We start from the raw sequence: 22,419 nt of genomic DNA, 5'->3' as shown, positions 1-22,419 counted from the left end.
GGCAGCTGGCGGCGTTTCATCGCAGCCACACTTCACAAGCGAACGCTCGTCCCTATCCTCACCCGCAACCTGACAACCCTGCCAACACTCATGTTCAAACGTCTGTTTTTCATTCTGCGGCTTGCCACCACCTGGGGCATGGCGGTGATGTTGGTGGTGGCGCTGTACTCCAGCTTGCCACTGATTGGCGACTTCTCCGCACCGATACTGCTGTTTGCATTCGGCACGTTGGGGCTGGTGATTGCCGGTGCGTTTTCGCACCTGCATCGGGTGCGCATGATTGCCGGGCGCATCGACAACGAGACCTTGGACAACCGCCAGAAACGCTTGATCGAAATTCCACTGGAAGCCGGCGAAGCATTTGACCTGGTGGATGCCGCGATCCGCGAGCTACCCGGGGTGGACGCTGTGCGCAGCGCGCGGGACAGTTTGCAGGTGAAAGCCAAGGTGGCGCGGCCGCATTTGTATGGCGAGCCGCCACTGCGGCGTTGGAACCCGTTGCTGTGGTTCGCTCCCTCGCACAACCTGTTGCAGGCCACTGTCACCCCCGCCGGTGACAGCGGCCGGGTGACGCTCATTTGCGAACCCGAAAGTCCGGCGTGGAGCGATTGGTTTTTGGTCGATGACGGTATCAATTTCGAAAATGCCGAAGCCATTGCACGTGCGATCACCCGCCGTATTGGCGAGCGCCGGCGCAGTGAACAAGCCAGCGTGGCGCAAACGGCCACTGAAAAGGAATTGACCGAGGCCAAGCTGCATTTGCTGCATGCACAGGTGGAGCCGCATTTCCTGTACAACACGCTGGCCAGCGCGCAACTGCTGACGCGCAGCGACCCCGCTCGCGCCGAGGCGATGCTGGGGCATTTGATCCAGTACTTGCGGCGCTCGCTGCCCAGTGCCGAGGACGAGATGTCCAGCGTGGGTGCGGAATTGGAACGGGCGCTGGCTTATCTTGAAATCCTGAAGATCCGCATGGGTGACCGCCTTGCCGTACAGGTTGCAGTCCCCGAAGCACTGCGCGCCACACCGCTGCCCGCGATGATGTTGCAGACCCTGGTTGAAAACGCGATCAAGCACGGACTGGAACCCCGCACCGGTGGCGGCACGATTTGGATTCGCGCCCACCGCGATGACGGCCTGGTGGCGGTGACGGTGGCCGACGATGGCGAAGGCTTCAACAGCAAGACCAGCGGGACCGGCATCGGCCTGAAAAACGTGCGGGAACGCCTGCGCTTGCGCTATGCCGGCGCGGCCAATCTGTCGGTGATCGCCAACTTCCCCAGCGGCGTGGCTGCAACCCTCACCGTGCCCGCCAGCGGAGTCACGCCCAATGTCTGATGCCCCCACCTGCATCGTCGCCGAAGACGAAACCCTGTTGCGGCAAGCGCTGGTGACTGAATTGGCACGCGCATGGCCGGCGCTGCGCATCGTTGCAGAATGCGAAGACGGTGCCAGCGCGGTGGAGGCCCTGGCCGAACATCTACCCAGTGTCGCCTTCCTCGATATCCGCATGCCCGGCCTGACCGGGCTTGAGGTCGCCGCCGCCGCCGCCGATGCCAGCCCGCGCACCCAGATTGTGTTTGTCACCGCCTACAACCAATACGCCATCGATGCCTTCGAACGTGGCGCGATGGATTACCTGCTCAAACCCGTAAAACCCGAACGGCTGGATGCCACCGTGGCCCGCTTGCAAGCCCGCGACGCCGTGCCGGACGCGGCCCAGATGGCCGCCCTGCTGGAAAAACTGGGCGCGCTGCCACAACCCGCCAGCGCGGTGCAGCCGCTGACCTGGCTCACCGCCAGCGCCGGCCGTGAAACCCGCTTGATCCTAATCGATGACGTGCTGTATTTCCGCGCCGACCAGAAATACACCACGGTGATGACCGCCGAAGGCGAGGCGCTGCTGCGCAGCTCGTTGCGCGAGTTGCTGCCACGGCTGGATAGCAACACCTTCAAGCAGATCCACCGCGCCACGATTGTCAATCTGAAAGCCATTGCCGGCATTACCCGCGACGATAGCGGGCGCGGCACGGTACGGCTGAAGCAGCGTCCGGAAACGCTGCTCGTCAGTCAGCCGTTCATGACCTTGTTCAAACATATGTGAGCGCGTGCCGTGCTTGAGGACGGCTGCAGGGCAGCGGCTTGTTAGTCTTCCAGCATCAATGTCATTGGCTTGCCACCACGCATCACTTTGAATGTGACGGGTGCATCTTGCTTTAACCCCTTCCAATAGGCCTGCACCACCCTTGCCTTCTGCCCCTTCACCAGCTGGGTGTTGATCTGCACGATCTCATCACCCTTCTGCAACTTGCAGTCAAATCCAGGCTTCACCGATGTCATGGATTGCACCATCAGCCTGTCCAAGGTGGGGTTGAGGAAAAATCCACTGGTGACAGGATTGATATCCAGCTTGCAGTTTCCCGCTTGGCTGGCGAGTGGCAGGATAAGCAGGGTCAAGAGGCATGCCGCAAGAGCCGGGATCTTCATGGACGAGCTTCCATAGGGGTAGGTCAAGAGTGAACCGCGAGTGCGAAAAGAATAGATCAAACGCGTCGGCTCAACGGCAGCGGAACAACATCGGCTGCGTGCTGACATAGCTGCGCACGCGGGCATAACCACTGCTACGGCCATACCCGATACCGAATTCGCGCTCACGTGCATGCGGCTCGAAACCACGATCTTCCAGATGACGCGGCACTTGGCGGCGGTCGGGGCGGTTGGGATTGCGTGGAGCTTTGAAGGTGAACATGAATCTCTCCTGTCTTGGTGTGTTGGTATAGTAGTACACCTATCACCCAGCGCACATGGGCAGGAAGTCATGCCCCTTGCTCTGGATAGCCACGGTTCAGCTACCCTGCACTGATTGCGCCCGCTGGCGCACTGTCTGGAATTACTGCGATGTCCTTGCTCATACGATTTGCCACCCTTGCCCTGCTGCTGGCTGTCGGCTGCGCACATGCGGGTGACCCGGTGGCACGGGTGCGTGTCAGCTTCGATCGTCATGGCGAAACCAGCGTGCATACAGAAGGTCTGGCTGACATCGGTGCCCAGCGCGCTTTGAGCGCCGATGACCCGGCGCGGATTGCCTCGATCAGCAAGCTGGTCACCACGATCGGTGCGATGCGTCTGGTGGAAGCGGGCCAATTGAATCTGGACGCAGATGTTTCTGGCTTGCTCGGTTTTTCGCTGCGCAACCCGGCATTCCCACAGGTGCCCATCACCTTGCGCATGTTGCTTTCGCACACCTCCAGCCTGACCGACCGCGCCGGCTACTGGAATGTGCCGCTGGGTGACGACATCCGCATTCTCACCATCCAGCCCGAGGCATGGGACAGCCAGCACCCACCCGGCACATTCTTTCGATACACCAACCTCAACTTCCCACTGGTGGCACAAACCATGGAGCGCGCCAGTGGCGAGCGCTTCGACCGCTTGATGCGCCGACTGGTGTTGTTCCCGATGCAGCTGGACGCATGTTTCAATTGGTCAGGTTGCAGCCAAGCTGCGCTCGCCCGTGCGGTGGTTTTGTACGATGAAAAAAGCGCGCCGCAGAAAGACGATTTGCATGGCAAGGCTCCTGCCTGTGCTGTGATTGCCGCGCGCGACGGCAGTTGCAATTTATCGCGTTGGCGGCCAGGCGAGAACGGCACCTTGTTCTCGCCGCAAGGCGGCTTGCGTATTTCCGCTCGCGATCTGGCCCGTATTGGTCGCATGTTGCTCAACGATGGCGAGCTGGATGGTGTGCGTATTTTGCAGCCGACGTCGGTCGCCTTGCTGGCGACGCCGGTATGGCAATACAACGGCAACAATGGCGTGATTGGTGAAGAGGACGAGCCCAATCGCGGCGGATTCTTCTGCGCCTACGGGCTGGCCGTGCAGTATTTGGCACGGGGTGATGGCAAGCAGTGCCGCGATGATTTGTTTGGCGATGGCCGCCCACGCATCGGCCACAGCGGCAATGCCTACGGCCTGCTCTCAGGGCTGTGGATCGACCGTGCCGCCGGCACCGGCGTGGCGTATTTTTCGACCGGCGCGGCCAATGATTCCAGCGGCACCCATTCCAACTTCAGCGCCACCGAAGAACAAGGTGCCGCCGGCTGGTAACTGATCCCGCGCCCGGCACAGCACGCCGCAGCGCTACCGCACGATTAGCGCAGCTCCTGCGACACATCGAAGTCATCAATGCGGCGGCCCAACACGCCCAGCACCGCGTGCAGTTCCAACAGCAAGACCGCACAGGCGGCCACTGCCGCCAGTAGCGTGGCCAGCAGCAGCCCAAGCAGCCAGTTCACCAGCAAAAACATCACCCCGGCCAGCAGCGTTGCCGGCAGCAGGGCAAGCAACAATGTCAGCCAATAGCCGGCCATGAAAATCATGCGCTGGCCCATCACCTCCACCCCACGGCCACCGCCTTTTGCCGGTGCGATCCATGCCGGGAAATACAAGGTGCCGGCAAACGGCAGGCACAGCATCAACGCACTCAGGGGTGGCACCAGCAGCGCAACCCCCACCGCCGTCATCGTGATCACCATCGGCGTAAACACACCCCGCCCACCGGCCATCACGAAGCACAGTGCGGTGATCCACAGCAATAACCAGAGCAGGAAGCTCATCAACGCAACCGGGGTTGCCAATTCCCCCAAGGCAATCTGCCGCCCGCCCAATGGGGTGGACTTGAGGATGTCCAGATACTCCAGCAAGCGCTGCACGCTGCGTTGCATGAACATCGGCCCGAACAACAACCCCCAGCCACCGAGCATCAAAAATCCTGCACCGCTCGCCAGCAACGCCGGCTTCGCCCATGGCTGCGCGGCGACCCACTGCACCCCGATGAAGGCCAGCACACAGGCCAGCAACCAACTGCGCAAGCGATACATCGGCCCCAACGCCAGCAACCCTTTCCACAGGAAGGCAAGCGCAGGAACACCATTGGCGGCCAGTACAAAGGGCGCACTGCGCGGCTTGCTGGGCGCGCGCTCACGCAGACGCCCTTCGCGGCGGGCGGACTGCCGCAGTGCCTGCCGGCGCGCATGCGCAATCGTGGCTTCCTCGAAGCTCACCTGCACCCGCACCGCCCACCAGTAATGCAGCCCCAACAGGCCCAGCGCCGGGAGCAAGGCATGCAGAAAACTGGCGGTATCGGCCGCGAATAACGGCGCCACCGCCCACTGCAATGGCAGTAACAACCAGACCAGCGGGGTACTGGTCACGATGTGTACAAACCACGCATGCAACACCGCAGCATCCTTCCACGTATCCATCGGTGGCAGCGCCAACTGGGCGTGTACCGGCCACAAGCACACGGCCGCCAGCACCACGCCCACCAACAGCACCAGCGCACGTCGCGGCCAAATGCCCAGACCGCGTTGTGCCAGCCGCTCGCGCGTAAACGCAGCCGCCAGCAAATGCAGCCGCCCCATCGACAGCAACAGCCACAAGCCGGTGGCGTATTGCAGTGGATGCCCGCCGAACGCCGCGCCACGTCGCAACAGGAGACCCAACAAGAATGAGGAAAAAAAGATCGCCAATTGCGAGCGCAGCAAGCTGTATTGAATCAATGCCGTGCGGGTTAGCGGTGCGGGAAACAAAAAGGCGATTTCGGTTTCGGAAAACCCAAGCTCCACTCCCTCGCCGGCAAACAGCCAATCCAGCCACACGATCAACAGCAACACCAAAGCCGCCAACACCGGCAAATCGCTCAATAACGCAGACGGCATCGCCTGCAGCGAAGTGGTCCGGGCGGTATCGCTACGCAGCAAGTGCCGAAACACGAAGGCATACATGTACGCCGCACCGGCCAGCGCACCCAGCAGATATTTGGGTTGCCGCAGGCGCAGCAAGCGACGCCGCAGGTTGTTGTACAGCGAAGTGATTTGCAGATAGAAAAACGCCCCGGCGACCGCGGTAAAGCGGTTGGACGCTGCCAGCGTACTCATGCGCGCGCATCCTCTGACGGCGACTCGGACTCGCCGGTGGCGCGGAAAAATACATCCTCCAGACGGGTTTCGCCATCCGCCATGTAGCGGGCACGCACCTCCGCCACCGACCCATCGGCCAGCTTGTGCCCGTCTTTCAAAATCAGCAAATGGGTGCACACCTCTTCCACCAGGTCCAGCAAATGCGAGCTGAGGATGATCGCCACGCCTTCACTCGACAGTCGTCGCATGCTGTTTTTCATGCGCCGAATGCCGTATGGATCCAGTCCGGTCAGTGGCTCATCCAGAATCACCGCCCGTGGCGCGTGCAGCAAGCCACAGGCAATCGCCAGTTTCTGCTTCATCCCGCGTGACAATTCGGACGGCAACAGGCGACGCTTGTCGTCCATTTCCAATTCAGACAATAGCGGTTGCGCCCGTTGCTGCCAATCGGCCACGCCATACAGACGTGCGACAAAATTCAGGTGCTGCTCTACCGTGAGGTGCTCGAACAAGCGGGGTTCATCGGGAATGAAAGCCAACTGGCGTTTGGCTGCCACCGGGTCGGCAGCAATGTCCACCCCGCCGATGCGCGCATGCCCGGTGGTGGCAGGGATAATCCCGGCCAAACACCGCAGCGTGGTGGTTTTGCCCGCGCCATTGGGGCCCACCAAACCCATGATTTGGCCGGCGGCCACCTGGAAGGACACCGCCTCCACTGCGGTGAAGTCGCCGTAACACTTGCCCAAGCCCTGAACTTCAATCATGTGTGCCGCGCTGCCGGTGGGATGGCGGCGAGTGTAGCGCGCACCAAATGGTGTCAGGTTCACTTCTGACGCGGCCTGGGGTGAGGGCAGGGCATCGCCCGGCCAGATCATGCCTGCAACCGGACAAGTGGAAGGTATGTGAACCTGACCCCGTTACCGTTAACCCCGTTACCCCGGTTCGTTACAATTGCCACATGCGCCTCTTGTTACAACAACGTCCCGATGGCCACGAAGCTCCGCGCTTTGTGCAACTCCAGCTCCAGCCTGATTTATTGGGTGGCTGGACGTTGCTGCGTGAAAGCGGCCACACCGGTGGCCGCAGCACGCTGCGTAAATCGCTGTTTGCCGATCAAGCCAGTGCGCTGTTGGCATTGCAAAAAGAACGCGATGCGCAACTGAAAAAAGGCTTTCAACTGATGTTCGCGCAAGGCGCCGATGCGCCGAAGTAGCGCCCTTCCCCTGCCCGCTGCTGTACGCAGTGCGGGCACACCAACGAGACTTCAACGTGTCCAACGCCATGCACAATGACCCGGCTTTCAACAGCAGATTCCTGCGCGCTCTGCGCCGCGAGCCGGTGGATTGCACACCGGTCTGGTTGATGCGCCAAGCCGGCCGCTACTTGCCGGAATACCGCGCCACCCGCGCTGCGGCCGGCAGTTTTCTGGGTATGGCGAAGTATCCGGAGATCGCCTGCGAAGTGACGCTGCAACCGCTGCGCCGGTTTCCGCTGGATGCCGCAATCTTGTTTTCCGACATTCTTACCGTGCCCGATGCAATGGGGCTTGGCCTGTACTTCGTTGATGGTGAAGGCCCGAAGTTCGAGCGTCCGGTGCGCAGCGCCGCCGACATCGACAAGCTCGCGGTGCCGGACATGGGCAGTTCCCTGCGCTACGTGATGGATGCGGTCAGCTTGATCCGGCGCGAGCTGGATGCCGCGATCCCGCTGATCGGGTTTTCCGGCAGCCCGTGGACGCTGGCCTGCTACATGGTGGAAGGCGGCGGCAGCAAGGACTTTGGCCGCATCAAGGCGCTGGCGCTGAACGAACCGGCGCTGATGCACAAATTGCTGAATGTGGTCACCGATGCGGTGATCGCCTACCTGTCCGCGCAGCACGCCGCCGGGGCGCAGGCATTGCAGGTATTCGACACCTGGGGCGGCACGCTGTCGCCGGCGATGTACCGCGCATTCTCGCTGCCGTATCTGACCCGCATTGCCCGCGAACTCCAACGCGGCGACACCCCGCTGATCCTGTTCGGCAAGGGCAATGCCGCGCATCTGGAAGCACTGGCCGCCAGCGGCGCGCAAGGCGTGGGCATGGACTGGACCGTCACGCTGGAAGATGCCGCCCGCCGCATCGGTGGCTCGGTGGCGCTGCAAGGCAACTTGGACCCGGCCATGCTGTACGGCAGCCCCGACGCAGTGCGCGCGCAAGTGCGCGCAGTGCTGGACAGCTACCGCGACGGCAACGGCGGCTCCCGCGAAGGCCATGTATTCAACCTTGGCCACGGCATGTCGCCCGACATGAATCCCGAGCACGTCGCCGCGCTGGTGGACGAGGTGCACTGCTACAGCGCGCGCTGACGCACCCGGAACCATCAGCGCCCCAAAGCGCGACAAGCACCCGGCGCGACCGGGGCAGCGCAACCAAGCGAGTATCGGGGAGCGACTTGCGCTGCCCCGGTCGCGCCGGGTGCGCTGTCACAACGAAGCGAACCTCGAACGCGCTAAACCACTGCCGCCTGCAGCGACTCCAACGCCTGCGCCAACAATTCGCCAGTGACGGGTTTGCGCAAAAAGCCGTCGAAGCCGGCGGCGCGGGCGTGTGCTTCGGCATCGGCATCAGAACGGGCGGTGACTGCCAGCAGTGGTGCATTGAAGCCGCGGGCGCGCAGTAATTTGGCCAAACTCAGCCCGTCCATGCCGGGTAAATCCAGATCCAGCAACGCGGCATCGAAGGTGTGCCGGGTGGTTTCGCCCAACGCGGCCAGTCCGTGCGCAGCGTGCATCACATGGTGCCCTTGTGCGCGCAACAAGCCTTGCATCACCTCGGCCACGATGGGGTCGTCTTCGACCAGGAGCAGCGATAGTGCCGCGGCCGGCGTTGTGATCTTCGGTAGTGGCAGGGTGTTGCGGGCAGGCGCAACCGTTGGCAACGGCAGCTCGACGATGAAGCGGGTGCCCTTGCCTGGCTCGCTTTCCACGCGAATGCGACCACCCATCGCCGCTGCCAGCTCCTGGCTGATCGCCAGCCCCAGCCCGCTGCCACCATAACGCGAGGTGGTGCGCACACCTTCAGCCTGTTCAAAGCGTCGAAACAGGCGGGTCTTGTGCTCGGCATTGAGCCCGGGGCCGGTGTCGGCAACCACAAAGCACACGCCGTCCGAATGCAGCGCAAATGTCTCCAGCGCAACGTGGCCAGTCTCGGTGAATTTCACCGCATTGCCAATCAGGTTCAGCAAAATCTGCTGCACGCGGGTGCGGTCACCATGCACCGTCAATGGTGCGCTGGGCGCAATGCCATCCACGAATACCAAACCCTTGCGCTCAGCCACCGGCGCCATCAAAGCCGCGACTTCGTCCAGCAAGGGGCGCAGCGGAAAATCGGTATTTGCCAACTGCAATTTGCCTGCCTCAATCCTGGCCAGATCCAGCGCGTCATTGACCAGCCGCAACAGATGTTCGCCGGCGCGCCGAATGGCATCCACTTGCGAGCGCTGTCTCGCATCCAGTGTGCTGCCTTGCAGCAATTCGCTCATCCCCAACACGCCAGTCATGGGCGTACGCACCTCATGCCCAAGGGTGGCCAGAAACCGTGATTTGGCTTCCGATGCTTGCTCTGCCAGTGCGCGCTTGTGCTCGGCCAACTCCCATGCATGACGCCGCTGCAAGCGCGCCCGATACCACCACGCCAACAGGCCGATGAGACCCAGTACGGCCAGCACATACAGCGCCTGCGCCCACCCACTGCGCCACCACGGCGGGGGCACATCGAAGTGCAGCACCTGCTCGGGTGCGGCATTGCCGGCGGCATCTTGGGCCCGCATGCGCACCACGTAGCGCCCCGGTGCCAACCCGGTGAACACGCGCTCGCCACTATTGCCTAGCGCCACCCATGTACGGTCAAACCCATCTAGATGCGACCAGTAGCGATTGCCGGCGGGGTCATCGAACATCAGTAACCGTGCGCGAATCCGCACCTCGCGATCGTTCGCGCCCAGGCGCACAGCGCGTTGAGTGGGCAGGGCTTGCCAGCCGCCATCGCGGCGCACGTCGATGCCGTCAAAGCGCAGTACCGGTTGCACCGGTGCGGCGTCGGCCAGCCTGGTATCGACCAGCCGCAAACCACCATCGGCGGTAGCCGCCACCAGCAAGCCATCATCGCGCAGCAGTGCGGCGCGCTCCAAAAACTCCTCACTGCTGGCAGCGTCCTGCATGCTGACGTGGCGCAAATTGCGACGCTGCGGATCCCAGCGATACAACCCGCGTGAGGTGGTGATCCATGGCCGATGCTGCGCGTCCACCAACAATGCCGCGGCGGCAACCGCCGGCATCCCATGGCGGGTGTCGATGCGTGTGTGTTGCCGCCATACCGCACCGTGCCGTTGGTATTGCTCCAAACCAGACAATCGCTGCAACCACAGCGTATCGGCCCCATCGAACGCCAACGCATACACCCGCTCGCTGCCCATCGACGCCACCGGCTGGAACCGCCCGCTGCTGGCGTCGAACTGCAAAATCCCGGTGCTGCATGCGATCCACGGGCTGCCGTCCGCGGCCAGCACCATGCTTTCGATATCGGCTTCACCCAATCCGCTGGCAATCCCCGCCGGTAAATCGCGCAGCAGCTTGCCGCTGTCGGGGTCACGTTGCTGCACACCCCCACCAGGAGCAGCCAACCATTGACTGCCGTCGGCAGGATGCAATAACCACCCGATTTGCCCACTAGGCACCGGATCGCTGGCAGCGTCGCTGGCCCATTGCTCGACACCGCCATTGCGGCTGATACGCACCAGCCCACCGCGATGCCCAAGCCATAGCCGACGCTGCCGGTCTTCGGTAATCACCACTGGTTTGATGTTGTGCAGCTGATCAAGCGACGCCGGGTCCAGCATCGCAATGCGCCCCTGCGCATCCATGTGCTCAATCATACCGCCCATGTCGCCCAGCCAAATGCCGCCATCCCCGGCCTTGCCCAAGGCCCTGTACATCGCGCCATGCAGGCCGTCTTCTGTCCCCTGGAATTGCACCTGCTGACGCCAGTCGGCGCGCAGGTAGCCCAGCCCCCGACCTTGCACCGGAGCCCACAGCGCCTGGCCGTGCTCCAGCAGCAAACTGCCGATCGCCCGTGCAATGTCCGGACCGCCCATCGGCACCGGCACCGGCGGGGTTGCTCCGTCCTGATGCCATAGTCCACGTTGGCTTCCGATCCAATGATCACCGCGGGTATCGGTGACAATAGCCAACAGCGCGTTGGGCCGTTGAAACATCGGTGACCACGCCGGTTGCGCCCATTGCCCGCCGGTACGCCGCCAAATGCCCTGCGCGCCGCCTACCCACAACCCATCGGATTGGGCGGCCAGCGAATAAATCATCTGCGGGCCTTCGGCAGCGGGCAATTCCACGGTTTCAAAGATCTCGCCTTGCAAGCGGGCCAAGCCTTTGGTGGTGCCCACCCACAGCACGCCCTGTGCATCCACCGCCAGCGACAACACGGTGTCTGCGGGCAGGCCATTGTGCTGTTTGTTGAAATGCCGCTGCCCTCCATCGGCATCAATCCGCGTCAAGCCGCCCCCAAACGTACCCAACCAAACCGCACTGCCCTGTCTTGCCATCGCCCACACATCATCGCTTTCGAGCGCTGGGTGACTGGTCTTGCGATAGCGGATGAAGTGCTGGCGGCTGGCGTCCAGCACGCTCACCCCTTCGCCTTCTACTGCTACCCAAATGCGATCACGCGCATCCACCAGCAACGCCTGCACATTGTTGCCGGGCAGTCCCTGCTGGGCGTCTGGATCATGCCGCCAGACCCGCATCCCCACGCCATCATGGCGCGCCAAACCATCGGCAGTACCAATCCACAGGTAGCCATCCTGATCACGCACCAAAGCCTTGATATCGGTCGATGGCAGGCCTTGGCTACTCCCGATAATGCGAAACCGCGGGCGCTCGGGCACTGCCGCACACACGCACGCGCAGGCCAGCAACAACAGCAACACGCACGCGACTTGTCGCCGCATAGTGATTCCCCATCCCCTCGCCGGCCACAATGCTGGCAACGCTTCGTTGCACTTGCAAGCACACCGCCCGCATGCCGCTGCGCATAGAATCCCGATCATGTCTTGCCGCCTGCCGCCCCATTTGCTGTTTGCCATGCCCCTGCTGCTGGCATGCAGCCTGCCATCTCTGGCTGCAGGGCCGGCGCGCTATGCATTTGATCCGGTACATACGCGGGTGATGTTCGGCGTTGACCATGCCGGCTTCTCGCAAGCCATCGGCACCGTCTCCGGGGCGCAAGGGCAGTTGTATTTCGATGCCGACAGCTGGCAAGGCACACGCATGGAGGTAGTCGTACCCATGCAGCGGCTGGACATGGGCGATGCTGGCTGGACCACATCGGTATTAGCGCCCCACTTTTTGGATACCGCCCACTACCCGCAGGCGCGTTGGGTGGTGGATCAACTGACCCGCACCGACGACAGCCACGGCACCGCCTGTGGCGCACTGACCTTGCACGGGGTTACCCGCCCGTTATGCATGGCATTGACACTTAATCGCGCTGCACGCCACCCAATGCCGCCGTTCCGCCAGACACTGGGGTTCTCGGCCAGTACCACGCTCAAGCGTAGCGACTTCGGCATGACCCACTGGCAGGCGTTAGTAGGTGACAACGTCGAGTTGCGCATCGAGGCCGAACTCTATCGCCAACGTGGCGAGACCGCGCCACCTGCAGCACTCGAACCTGTGCCGGACAACCCGCCAAACGCTCCCGCAAGGCCTGCGCAACCTTCCACCGAGAACCCGTGATGCCGCTGAAAAACACCATCCGCTGGGGTGCCATCAGCCAATGCCTGCACTGGCTCACGCTTGTGTTGTTGCTGTTGCTGGCGTGGATTGGTCTGCGCATGGGTGCGTTGCCCAATGGGCCGGACAAAATAGCCACCTATGCGTTGCACAAATCCATCGGCCTTTGCGTGCTGGCAATCGTTCTCCTGCGCATCGGCTGGCGCCTATTTGCCGGAAGCCCCACGCCACTGACCGACAGCCCGCATTGGCAACACCGCATTGCTCAGCTGACCCACATCGCATTGTATGTACTGTTGCTGGCAATGCCGCTGAGTGGTTGGCTGCTCAACTCCGCTGCCGGCTTCCCCTTGCAGTGGTTCGGTTTATTCAATCTGCCGGCGTTGACCGGCCATAACGACGCGTTGCATGCGCTTGCCGTACAGACCCACGAAACATTGTTCTGGACGCTGGTCGCCTTGGTGCTGCTGCATGCGGCGGCTGCGTTTTACCACCATTTGTTTATGGGCGATGCCACGCTTGCCCGCATGCTGCCGCGTGGCTGGTTGCGGGCGGCCCAACCGGAGACTCCCGATGCGTAATGGACCTGTGTTCGCGTCACTGGCGCTCGCGCTTACGCTATCCATGCCGGCACTTGCCGCCGACTACGTGCAAGCCCAAGGCTCGAGCTTGGCATTTTCCGGGAAGTACCAGGGCGAGGTATTTACCGGCACGTTTCCGGGCTTTACCAGCCGCCTCAGTTTTGACCCCAAACAACTGGCCAATGCCAGGTTGGCCGTGAAGATCCCGCTGGCCACCGCCGTCACCAGCAACAGCAGCTACGACAATGAGCTGCGTGGCGCGGCGTTTTTCGATTCAGGCAAATTCCCGCAGGCCAGCTTCACCGCCACCAAGTTCCGCAGCTTGGGCGGCAACCGCTACGCCGCCGATGGCCAACTCAGCCTGCACGGCATCAACAAGCCGGTCACCCTCACCTTTGCCTGGACACCCGGCGCAACTCCGGTGCTGACAGGCCACGCCAACGTGCAGCGGTTGGACTTCGGTGTGGGCGGTGGGCAATGGGCCGATACCAAGCTCATCCCCAACACCATTGCCATCAGCACCAAGGTCGTGTTCAAACCCGCTCCATAGTGGCGACTACCGGGTGCCGCAAAATGTACGCACGCGCTGGGCATCGAACGGCCAGTCCAATTCGGCACCACTGACCGCATCGCACAGCACCGGCACACGCAAGCCGTAGCGGGCCTCCAGCGCCGTATCGTCATCAATGAACACGGTCTCAAATTCGGGGGCGCGTGCTTGTGCCAGCACATCCAGAGCCAGCTCGCATAAATGGCAATTGTCACGCTGAAACAAGGTCAGGGACATCAGTGGAAATCCGCAGTTCGGCGCCTAGTCTGCCTAGAATAGCGTTCCCCCACACTGGCAGCCCCCATGGCCGTCTCCACCTTCGACCTGTACAAAATTGGTATCGGCCCCAGCTCTTCGCATACGGTGGGGCCGATGCGTGCCGCAGCCCGCTTCGTTAGCCATTGGCTGGCTGAAAGCGACACGTTGTCACGCACCACCCGCATCCGCGCCGAAGTGTTCGGCTCGCTGGCACTGACTGGCCGTGGCCATGGCACCGACAAAGCCGTGTTGATGGGGTTGGAAGGCCATTGGCCGAATGAAATCAACCCCGACATCATTCCCGCTGCATTGGAACGTATCCGCAAAGACAAAAAAATTCATTTGCTTGGGCAGCGCGATATTGCGTTTGATGAAAAGCGTGATTTGGTGATGAACAAGCGCCAGAAGCTCCCGTTCCACACCAATGGCATGCGCTTTTCTGCGTTTGATGTTGATGGCAATGAAATCGCCACCCGCGACTATTACTCGGTGGGGGGCGGCTTTGTAGTCAATCAGGACGAGGCCGCCGAAGACCGCATCGTGGCCGACACCACACCGTTGCCATACCCGTTTGCCAGTGGCAACGAACTGCTCGCGCAGTGCCAGCGCAGCGGCCTGACGATTGCGCAATTAATGTTTGAAAACGAAAAAGTCTGGCGCAGCGAGGACGACATTCGCGCCGGCCTGCGCGAAATCTGGCAGGCCATGCAATCTTGCGTCGCACGCGGCATTCGCGCAGAAGGCACACTCCCCGGCGGTCTGCACGTCACCCGCCGCGCACCGGCCCTGCATCATGAACTGGCTAGCCGCCCGGAAGCGGCGATGCGCGACCCATTGACGGTGTTGGACTGGGTGAATTTGTATGCACTGGCAGTCAATGAAGAAAACGCCGCCGGCGGTCGCGTGGTGACCGCGCCCACCAATGGTGCTGCCGGCATCCTGCCTGCAGTTGCGCATTATTACGAGCGCTTTTGCGCCAGTGAAAAAGATGCTGGCGTGCGCGAGGCTGGCATTTTCACGTATCTGCTGACCGCCGCTGCGGTGGGGATTTTGTACAAGGAAAACGCCAGTATCAGCGGTGCCGAAGTGGGCTGCCAAGGCGAAGTGGGCGTGGCCTGCTCGATGGCTGCCGCAGGTTTGACCGCCGCGCTGGGTGGCAGCTTGGGGCAAATCGAGAATGCTGCCGAAATCGGCATGGAACATAACCTGGGCCTGACCTGTGATCCAATCGGTGGGCTGGTGCAAATCCCCTGTATCGAACGCAATGCGATGGGCTCGGTGAAGGCGATCAATGCCAGCCGAATGGCCCTGCGTGGTGACGGCCAGCACAAGGTGTCGTTGGATAAGGTGATCAAAACCATGCGTGATACCGGCCGCGACATGCAGGACAAGTACAAGGAAACCAGCCGTGGTGGGCTGGCGGTCAACGTCATCGAATGCTGAGGTTGGGCTAGTCAATCTGGCTGATTGTTGCGTCACGGTTTCGGGTTAATCTGGTACTGACTTAGCCACCGGTGCAACCACTATGGTGCAAGCCAGTCACTTCCTTCACCTGCCTGCCCACCCCTGTTGGGCGGGGCTTGCTCCGATGCTCTGCTTCGCCGGGGATTGACGCTATGCACGGTGCGCTGGCCACAGCATCACGGATGATCCTGCTCACCGCCCTGTATTTTGGTGGCGCGGCAATCACCATCTGGTTCCTGCGTACTCCCGCCGATGTCACGTTGTTCTGGCCCGCGGCCGGTCTGGCGTATGCCATGGTGCTGCTGTTTGGTCTGCGCTACGCCTTCGCCATCGCCATGGCACAGGCCCTGCTGCATCTGCTGTTAGTACCGGCACCGCCCGTGTTTGTTGGCTTTTCGATTTGCAGCAATGCGCTGGCCACGGTTGTGGCATGCCTGTATGTGAGGTCTCGCCGCAAAACCCTGCAGTTGCGCACCGATGACGGGTTGTTATTGCTGCGCGGCGCACTGCTGCTATGCGTGATCAGCGCCGGCATCGGCAGCACCGGGATGCTGGTGGCCAAGATGATTCCCTCCAGCGATGTCCCGCGGGTGTATCTGCAGTGGGCACTGGGGGATTTGCTGGGAATCTCGGCGCTCACTCCCAGCGTGTTGTTGCTCATCACCCGCAAGCAATTGCGCAAATTGCACTCGGGCGTCAACCGCGTGCGCCTGCGCGAATATTTGAGCTGGGTCGTGATCATGGGCGTGGGCCTGTTGGTCATCATCCCCATCGCATATCAGGGCGGCCTGTACCCGCTGGCGGGGGTCATCGTCCCGGTGGTGCTATTGCTATGGTCAGCGATTCGATTCCCACCGCTGTTCACCGCACTGGCCACCAGCGTCGCCACGTTTACCTTGGCCATGATTCTGGGCTTGGGCATCGATGGCTTTCGGCGTCCGGAAACCCTGGCCGACACCAGCATGTTGATGGCCACTTTGGTGGTGATTTCGACCATCCCGATTTTATTGGCAGCATCCTTCTACGAGCGTCATGTGGTGATGGCCGCGTTGCATGTGCGCGCCACCCGCGACCCATTGACAGGTCTGCTCAATCGCGATGCGTTCGAAGAACAAGCCCGCCTCGTACTGGCAAGTCACAACGGCGATGTCAGCCTGCTGTATATCGATCTGGACAATTTCAAACTGATCAACGATGCCGCAAGTCACGCCGCCGGCGACGAAATGTTGCGGCATGTCGCCCGCCTGGTGAAAGCCGAATTCGGCGACGATGCGTGGCTGGCACACAGCGGTGGCGACGAGTTCACGGTGTTATGCAAGCAAACTGCAGCGGCGGCCACCGTTCCCGGCCGCCGCCTGTTGGCCGCGATTGAGAACATGCGTGTGGCATGGCAAGGCAGTAATCTGCGCACCACTGCCAGCATTGGCATCGTCACCTGCACCGCACCGCAGGCCAGTTTTGATGAACTGCTGTCGCAGGTGGATGCCGCCTGCCATGAGGCCAAGGAGCTGGGTGGCAACCGGTTGCTGGTCGCCGGCCTGAATGAAGAACGCCTGGATACCCGTAATCGCATGATGCAAAGCGCACTGAATGTGCGCGAGGCCCTGGATCAGCGCCAATTCGCATTGTGGTGCCAACCGGTAGTGGATCTGCGCGCAGCAGGCGATGGCCGCGCCCATTTCGAGATCTTGCTGCGCTGGCGCGATGCGCAAGACCACCTGCACCCACCTGCCAGCCTGATTGCCGCGGCAGAACGCTTTCGGCTGGGCCCACGATTGGATCGCTATGTGTTGAGCGCCCTTTTGAACTGGCTGGAAGCGCACCCGCAAACGTTGCCCTTGATCCGCCAATGCAACCTCAATCTGGGCGCAGCGACATTGGCCGATGACGAGTTTGGCGACTATTTCGCAACCCGGCTGCAACGCAGCAACCTGCTGCCGGAACAGCTGTGTCTGGAAATTACCGAAACCAGCGTGGTGCGGGACTTGGGGCGTACCCGGCACTTTATCCAGCGCATGCGCGAGATGGGCTGCCGTTTCGCGTTGGACGACTTCGGCACTGGCTTTTGTTCGTTCAGCTACCTGCGTGATTTGCAGGTTGATTATTTGAAGATCGACGGCAGTTTCGTGCGCGATGTGGATCAGTCGCCGCTGTCGGAAGCGATCGTGCGCTCGATCACCGAAATCGCCCACCTGCTGGGTATGCGTGCGGTAGCCGAACAGGTGGAAAATGATGCGCAACTGGCTTGCCTGCGCGACTTGCGGGTCGACTTCGCGCAGGGCTATCTATTTCAGCGCCCGTTGCCCATAGAAGAGTTTTTTGCCCGTCCCGGCAGCACTTTCGCCTTCGATGCCTCCACTTGAATACGCAAGGCATCATCCAACATCGCCGCCGCAGTCACCTCGGCACCGGCACCTGGCCCCTGAATCAGCAAAGGTTGTTTGGCATAGCGATCCGACCAGATCGCAACCCGATTATCGGTGCCACCACCACCTGCCAGCGCATGCTCGGCAGGCAATGCCTCCAGCCCCACGGTGGCCAATCCATCGGCTTGCAGGCGTGCAACAAAACGTAACTTCGCGCCATTTTTGTAGGCTGCCGCGTAACGCTCGCGCAGTGCAGCATCCAGCATGGGCAAGGCCGCATCCAGTGCCTCACGGGGCAAACCTGCCAGCGCTGCCGGCACCAGGGAGTCCACCTGTACCGCGTTGTCTTCCAGCCGGTAGCCAGACGCCCGCGCCAGAATCAGCAACTTGCGCCGCACGTCTTCGCCCGATAAATCTTCACGCGGGTCCGGCTCGGTAAAACCTGCCTCACGCGCCTGCCGAACAAAGCCGGAAAACGCCTGCATGCCATCGTAATGATTGAACAGCCACGCCAGCGAACCGGACAACACCCCAGCGATGGCATGGATGCGGTCGCCCCCCGCCTGCAAAGCCCGAATCGTGCGTAACACCGGCAAACCGGCACCCACAGTCGCGCTGTCACCATACTCGGTATTGCCGGCTTCGCACGCGGCCTGGATGGCGTGCCAGCGCGCCAAATCCGTACCCTGCCCCAGTTTGCAGGCGGTCACCACATGGATGCCGCGTGCCAACCAATGCGCGTGTTGGTCGGCCACCTGCGCCGAAGCCGTGGCATCGACCACAATACGCACGCCGTCGCCTGCCAGCGCAACATCCACCGCCTCCAAACTGCTGGCTTGCGGTGCCTGCTGAAGCAACACATCCGTGGCCGCACTCGGCAGCCCCGCTGGGTTGCCCAAGGCAAAGCGCGAGTTCGCCGCATACACCAAACGCAGCCGCTCGCCCAATGCACTGCCCTGCCACTGCATCAGGCGCGCCCAGACCGCACTGCCTACGGTGCCGGTGCCCAACAGTGCCAAGCGTGCCGGTGGCGTGTGCTGGCCATGCATCATGGCGGGCGTTGCACTCATGACGTGGTGATTTCAAGCGCAACGCAGGCCGCCTGAGCGCGCGCCAACGCTGCTGCCAAATCGGCGAGCAAGTCATCCACATGCTCGATACCCACCGAGAATCGCAACATGCCATCGGTAATCCCGGCCAGTGCGCGTGCTTCCGGGCTCATCGCCGCATGGGTCATGCTGGCAGGATGGGCAACCAAGGTTTCCACCCCACCCAGTGATTCGGCCAAGGTGAACACCTGCAAGTCATCCACAAACGCGCGTACCGCGGGTTCGCCACCGACGAGTTCAACGCTCAACATTGCGCCAAATCCATATTGCTGGCGCGCCGCCAGTGCGTGTCCCGGATGCGTGGGCAGCCCGGGGTAGTGCAGCGCACTGACCGCAGGATGCCCGTCCAGCAATGCCACCAACGCGGCGGCGTTGTCCTGATGGACCCGCAGGCGGGCATCCAGGGTGCGTAGCCCGCGCAGGGTCAGAAAACTGTCAAACGGCGAGCCAGTCAGGCCCAGACAATTGGCCCACCATGTCAACTGTTGATGCTGCTCCGCATCCTTGGCCACCACCGCACCGCCCACCACGTCGCTATGCCCATTGATGTACTTGGTGGTGGAATGCAACACAAAATCAGCACCGAAATCGGCAATCGGGCGCTGCAGTGCCGGCGACAAAAACGTGTTGTCAACCACCGCTAACGCATCCACTTGATGCGCGGCGGTAATCACCGCTTGCAAATCCGTGATGCGCAGCAATGGATTGGATGGCGTTTCAATCCAGACAAGCTTCGGCTGCTGCGCCAAGGCTGTCGCAAGTGCCTGTGGGTCGGTCAGGTTGCAGGTGACCAACTCGAACGCACCTTTGTTGGCCAACGCATTGAACAGCCGCCAGCTGCCGCCATAGCAATCATGCGGCACCACCAGCAGATCGCCCGGCTGCAACAACGCATGCAGCAACAAGGTTACCGCGCCCATGCCGCTGGCGGTGACCACCCCGCCGGCGCCACCCTCCATATCCGCCAGCGCCCCACCCAATAAATCACGGGTGGGATTGCCACTGCGCGAGTAATCATAGGCACGCTTCTGATTGAAGCCGGCAAAACTGAAATTGGAGGACAGCACCAAGGGGGGGGTCACCGCACCAAATGCGCTGTCGCGATCAATACCCGCACGCACGGCGCGGGTTGCTGGCCGGCGTGTGTCTGGGGTGTTCCCTGTGCTCATGCCGAGACTCCAATGGCAGGCCCAGTGACTGCGCTGCCGGCAAACAGCTCGCTGGCCAGCAACGCATTGATGCGGTCGGTTTCCTTGAGGAAGGCATCGTGCCCATACGGCGAGCGCAGCACACGCAAGCGGCCACGCCCCGCCAAGCCCTCGATCAAGGCCACCGCATCATCCATCGGCACCAAGCGATCGCCCTCCACCGCGATCACCGACACCGGCACGCCCACCTGCGCCGGATCCACCCGATGCAAATCAATCGATTCGGACAAGCGCAACCATGCGGTGGCCGACACCCGCGCCACAAATTTGGCACCGGCGGCGTCCAAATAATCTTCGGCGGCCACCCGCACCTGCCCATTGCACACCTCCGGCGCGGCATCAAAGCGTTCGGCGAACTCTTCCGGAGTGCGGTAGCTCAACATCGCAAACTGCCGCGCCAGAGACAGGCCTTGCTCGTCGGCACACTGCAACCGGCCCAATGCCACCGCTTTGCGTTGCAGCGCGCGCCACGCGGCCGCATACGGGTGCGGGCGATGTACGCCACTGACCGCCACCAGCTTGCGCAGGCGCTGCGGGTGGTGTACCGCCAACTGCAGGCCCACCAATGCGCCATACGAGTAGCCGACATAGCCTGCCAACACGTCGACTCCGAGCGCATCCAGCAACAAGGCAATCGCATCGGCCTGATCGGCGGTATCGATGGGCGCATCGATGCTGCCATCAGCCCCTACATAATCAAACGCCAGAACCCGCAGCTTGGCCGGATCCAGGGTGCGCCCTGCATCCAGCAAACCTTGCGCCCAACCTGCGCTGGGATCCACTGCATTTGCGGCCACATGCCGGTGCGCCGAAATACCGCCGGCCACCAACACTACCGGTGCCATGGCTGCTCCCACCAGCTCGTAATTCAGGCGCAGCTTGCGCGTACCTGCATAGCGCGTGCGCAGCACCGCATCAATACTGCCGCGCTGCACACCGTCACGACTGGCGTGTGCCGGTGGCCGTGGCATAGACCAAGTTGGCACTGTCCGCGGAGCGGAACTGACGGGAAGACTACATTCGGCAAGGTTCACGGCAAGACTCCGGCAAAAAGGTCGCCATCGAAGTCATGCAGGGAGTGCGGGAAGGCCAACAGGGTTGGTGTTACGCAGCCGATTCGGCTGCGCAACCATCTTCCGGCAGACGCTCAGGTCCCCGCAGGATTTGGCACCTCGCCAACGTGCTTGCGCACGCCGTCTGGTTGCCCCGGCATCAAAGGGCCTGTCCCTCCGCCGGTCTCGATGGATACGCGCAGTGTGGGCATTCCAATGGGTCATGTCAATCGCTCTATTCGGATGAAGCGATTTAAATAACCAAACATCATGCCTACAAGGTTCGGCATACTGCACCGATGCGTGGCTTCCTCACTCACCCACTGGCCTGCTTGTGTGCGCTTGCGGCCAGCATGGCTACCGCCACACAACCCAGCTCTGCGGTGACCAGTACCCGCCAGGAGCAGGTGGATGCGCTTGCCACACTGCGGCTGGAAGCCACCTCGGGCGGTTATCTGGCATGGGCCGATAACCGCTTGGACGGGCCGATTGAAGTCCGCCTGGAGTCGCTGGCCAACCCCGCGCCGGTCAGTCAACCCGGCTTGCCAGCGCGCGCCAGCGTGGCTGCGCAAGGCAGTAGCCTATTGGCCGCACTGAGCACACCTGCAGGCCGCAGCGGCAAGCTGGCGCTGCGCCTGACGGCCACCCCCGGCAGCTCCAATGCACGCCCACAGGATGTGCTGTATTTGCGCCCGTTGGCGCAAACCGATGCACCGATCGAGCAGGGGTTTGAAGGCGAGTTCAGCCATCAGGATCTCGAAAACCGCTATGCACTGGATTTTGCCGTGCCGGTCGGCACACCGGTCTTGGCCGCACGCGAAGGCGTGGTGATGCAAGTCCAAGTGCAGTTTCACGGCCATGGATTGGACTATGCGCACGATGCCGGCCGCGCCAACTTCATCCGTATCCTGCATGTCGACGGCAGCATGGCACTGTATGCGCATCTGGCCGAAAACGGCGCACTGGTACACCAAGGCCAACATGTCGAAACAGGTCAGCGCATTGGCCTATCCGGCAATACCGGCTACAGCACCGCACCGCACTTGCATTTTGCGGTGCAGGTCAACCGCAGCATGCAGCTGACCTCCATTCCGTTTCGCCTGGCCAAGCAGCCCTGAAAATGCCGT

Annotated in this window: 20 protein-coding genes and 1 riboswitch; of the genes, 11 read left to right on the top strand and 9 right to left on the bottom strand. The window is 62.1% G+C overall.

Going from position 1 to position 22,419, the window contains the following annotated elements; genetic code table 11:
* Positions 1–90: 90 nt before the first annotated feature.
* Entirely contained in the window at positions 91–1,338 is a 1,248-nt protein-coding gene (locus K7B09_RS01805; protein ID WP_223626148.1) for a sensor histidine kinase, read from the top strand.
* Positions 1,331–2,104, top strand: a complete 774-nt coding sequence (locus K7B09_RS01800) for a LytR/AlgR family response regulator transcription factor (RefSeq protein WP_223626146.1) — start codon at positions 1,331–1,333, stop codon at positions 2,102–2,104. The genes K7B09_RS01805 and K7B09_RS01800 overlap by 8 nt, the downstream gene beginning before the upstream one ends.
* A 41-nt stretch (positions 2,105–2,145) precedes the next feature.
* Here K7B09_RS01800 and K7B09_RS01795 read toward each other — a convergent pair whose 3' ends face one another.
* Entirely contained in the window at positions 2,146–2,487 is a 342-nt protein-coding gene (locus K7B09_RS01795) for a PDZ domain-containing protein (protein ID WP_223626144.1), read from the bottom strand.
* Between the two features lie 70 nt (positions 2,488–2,557).
* Entirely contained in the window at positions 2,558–2,749 is a 192-nt protein-coding gene (locus K7B09_RS01790) for a hypothetical protein (protein WP_223626142.1), read from the bottom strand.
* Between the two features lie 149 nt (positions 2,750–2,898).
* Between K7B09_RS01790 and K7B09_RS01785 the strand changes: the two genes are divergently transcribed.
* Positions 2,899–4,104: a serine hydrolase domain-containing protein gene (locus K7B09_RS01785; protein ID WP_223626140.1), complete on the top strand. Its 1,206-nt coding sequence runs from the start codon at positions 2,899–2,901 to the stop codon at positions 4,102–4,104.
* A 44-nt stretch (positions 4,105–4,148) separates the two neighbouring features.
* Here K7B09_RS01785 and K7B09_RS01780 read toward each other — a convergent pair whose 3' ends face one another.
* Both K7B09_RS01780 and K7B09_RS01775 read right to left on the bottom strand, forming a co-directional pair.
* On the bottom strand, positions 4,149–5,936 hold the full coding sequence (locus K7B09_RS01780; RefSeq protein ID WP_223626138.1) for a putative ABC exporter domain-containing protein: 1,788 nt from the start codon (positions 5,934–5,936) through the stop codon (positions 4,149–4,151).
* A complete protein-coding gene (locus K7B09_RS01775) occupies positions 5,933–6,793 on the bottom strand; it encodes an ABC transporter ATP-binding protein (protein WP_223626136.1) in 861 nt (286 codons plus the stop codon). The genes K7B09_RS01780 and K7B09_RS01775 overlap by 4 nt, the downstream gene beginning before the upstream one ends.
* A gap of 83 nt (positions 6,794–6,876) precedes the next feature.
* On the opposite strand from K7B09_RS01775, the gene K7B09_RS01770 reads away from it, so the two are divergent.
* Positions 6,877–7,131 carry a WGR domain-containing protein gene (locus tag K7B09_RS01770; protein ID WP_223626134.1) on the top strand — a complete coding sequence of 85 codons (255 nt, stop codon included), beginning with the start codon at positions 6,877–6,879 and terminating at the stop codon, positions 7,129–7,131.
* Between the two features lie 68 nt (positions 7,132–7,199).
* Positions 7,200–8,264, top strand: a complete 1,065-nt coding sequence (hemE, locus tag K7B09_RS01765; protein WP_223627696.1) for a uroporphyrinogen decarboxylase — start codon at positions 7,200–7,202, stop codon at positions 8,262–8,264.
* 143 nt (positions 8,265–8,407) lie between these two features.
* On the opposite strand, the gene K7B09_RS01760 is transcribed toward hemE, so the two are convergent.
* Positions 8,408–11,920, bottom strand: coding sequence for a sensor histidine kinase (locus K7B09_RS01760; protein ID WP_223626132.1), 3,513 nt, complete (start codon positions 11,918–11,920; stop codon positions 8,408–8,410).
* A gap of 97 nt (positions 11,921–12,017) precedes the next feature.
* Here K7B09_RS01760 and K7B09_RS01755 point away from each other — a divergent pair, with 97 nt between their 5' ends.
* The 3 genes from K7B09_RS01755 to K7B09_RS01745 are packed head-to-tail and all read left to right on the top strand — an operon-like array spanning position 12,018 to position 13,835.
* Positions 12,018–12,707, top strand: coding sequence for a YceI family protein (locus K7B09_RS01755; RefSeq protein ID WP_223626129.1), 690 nt, complete (start codon positions 12,018–12,020; stop codon positions 12,705–12,707).
* On the top strand, positions 12,707–13,285 hold the full coding sequence (locus K7B09_RS01750; protein ID WP_223626127.1) for a cytochrome b: 579 nt from the start codon (positions 12,707–12,709) through the stop codon (positions 13,283–13,285). Before K7B09_RS01755 ends, K7B09_RS01750 begins: the two co-directional genes overlap by 1 nt.
* Positions 13,278–13,835 carry a YceI family protein gene (locus K7B09_RS01745; RefSeq protein WP_223626125.1) on the top strand — a complete coding sequence of 186 codons (558 nt, stop codon included), beginning with the start codon at positions 13,278–13,280 and terminating at the stop codon, positions 13,833–13,835. The genes K7B09_RS01750 and K7B09_RS01745 overlap by 8 nt, the downstream gene beginning before the upstream one ends.
* Before the next feature lie 6 nt (positions 13,836–13,841).
* On the opposite strand, the gene K7B09_RS01740 is transcribed toward K7B09_RS01745, so the two are convergent.
* Positions 13,842–14,072 carry a glutaredoxin family protein gene (locus K7B09_RS01740; protein WP_223626123.1) on the bottom strand — a complete coding sequence of 77 codons (231 nt, stop codon included), beginning with the start codon at positions 14,070–14,072 and terminating at the stop codon, positions 13,842–13,844.
* Positions 14,073–14,138: 66 nt separating this feature from the next.
* Between K7B09_RS01740 and K7B09_RS01735 the strand changes: the two genes are divergently transcribed.
* Together K7B09_RS01735 and K7B09_RS01730 are read left to right on the top strand one after the other, a co-directional pair.
* Complete coding sequence (locus K7B09_RS01735; RefSeq protein ID WP_223626121.1) at positions 14,139–15,536, top strand: L-serine ammonia-lyase; 1,398 nt, start codon at positions 14,139–14,141, stop codon at positions 15,534–15,536.
* A gap of 203 nt (positions 15,537–15,739) precedes the next feature.
* On the top strand, positions 15,740–17,920 hold the full coding sequence (locus K7B09_RS01730) for a putative bifunctional diguanylate cyclase/phosphodiesterase (RefSeq protein ID WP_223626118.1): 2,181 nt from the start codon (positions 15,740–15,742) through the stop codon (positions 17,918–17,920).
* On the opposite strand, the gene K7B09_RS01725 is transcribed toward K7B09_RS01730, so the two are convergent.
* The 3 genes from K7B09_RS01725 to metX are packed head-to-tail and all read right to left on the bottom strand — an operon-like array spanning position 17,848 to position 21,211.
* Entirely contained in the window at positions 17,848–18,993 is a 1,146-nt protein-coding gene (locus K7B09_RS01725; RefSeq protein WP_223626116.1) for a homoserine dehydrogenase family protein, read from the bottom strand. The two genes, K7B09_RS01730 and K7B09_RS01725, sit on opposite strands and share 73 nt — an antisense overlap.
* A complete protein-coding gene (gene metB, locus K7B09_RS01720) occupies positions 18,990–20,201 on the bottom strand; it encodes a cystathionine gamma-synthase (protein WP_223626114.1) in 1,212 nt (403 codons plus the stop codon). The genes K7B09_RS01725 and metB overlap by 4 nt, the downstream gene beginning before the upstream one ends.
* Positions 20,198–21,211: a homoserine O-succinyltransferase MetX gene (gene metX, locus K7B09_RS01715; protein WP_223626112.1), complete on the bottom strand. Its 1,014-nt coding sequence runs from the start codon at positions 21,209–21,211 to the stop codon at positions 20,198–20,200. Before metX ends, metB begins: the two co-directional genes overlap by 4 nt.
* Before the next feature lie 155 nt (positions 21,212–21,366).
* A riboswitch (SAM riboswitch) is annotated at positions 21,367–21,488 on the bottom strand.
* 103 nt (positions 21,489–21,591) lie between these two features.
* Here metX and K7B09_RS01710 point away from each other — a divergent pair.
* On the top strand, positions 21,592–22,410 hold the full coding sequence (locus K7B09_RS01710; RefSeq protein ID WP_223626110.1) for a M23 family metallopeptidase: 819 nt from the start codon (positions 21,592–21,594) through the stop codon (positions 22,408–22,410).
* Positions 22,411–22,419 lie beyond the last annotated feature (9 nt).

The sequence above is a fragment of the Thermomonas beijingensis genome, from assembly GCF_020034655.1.
GTDB classification, from domain to species: Bacteria; Pseudomonadota; Gammaproteobacteria; order Xanthomonadales; family Xanthomonadaceae; genus Thermomonas; species Thermomonas beijingensis.
This window is presented reverse-complemented; position numbering and strand designations above follow the sequence as displayed.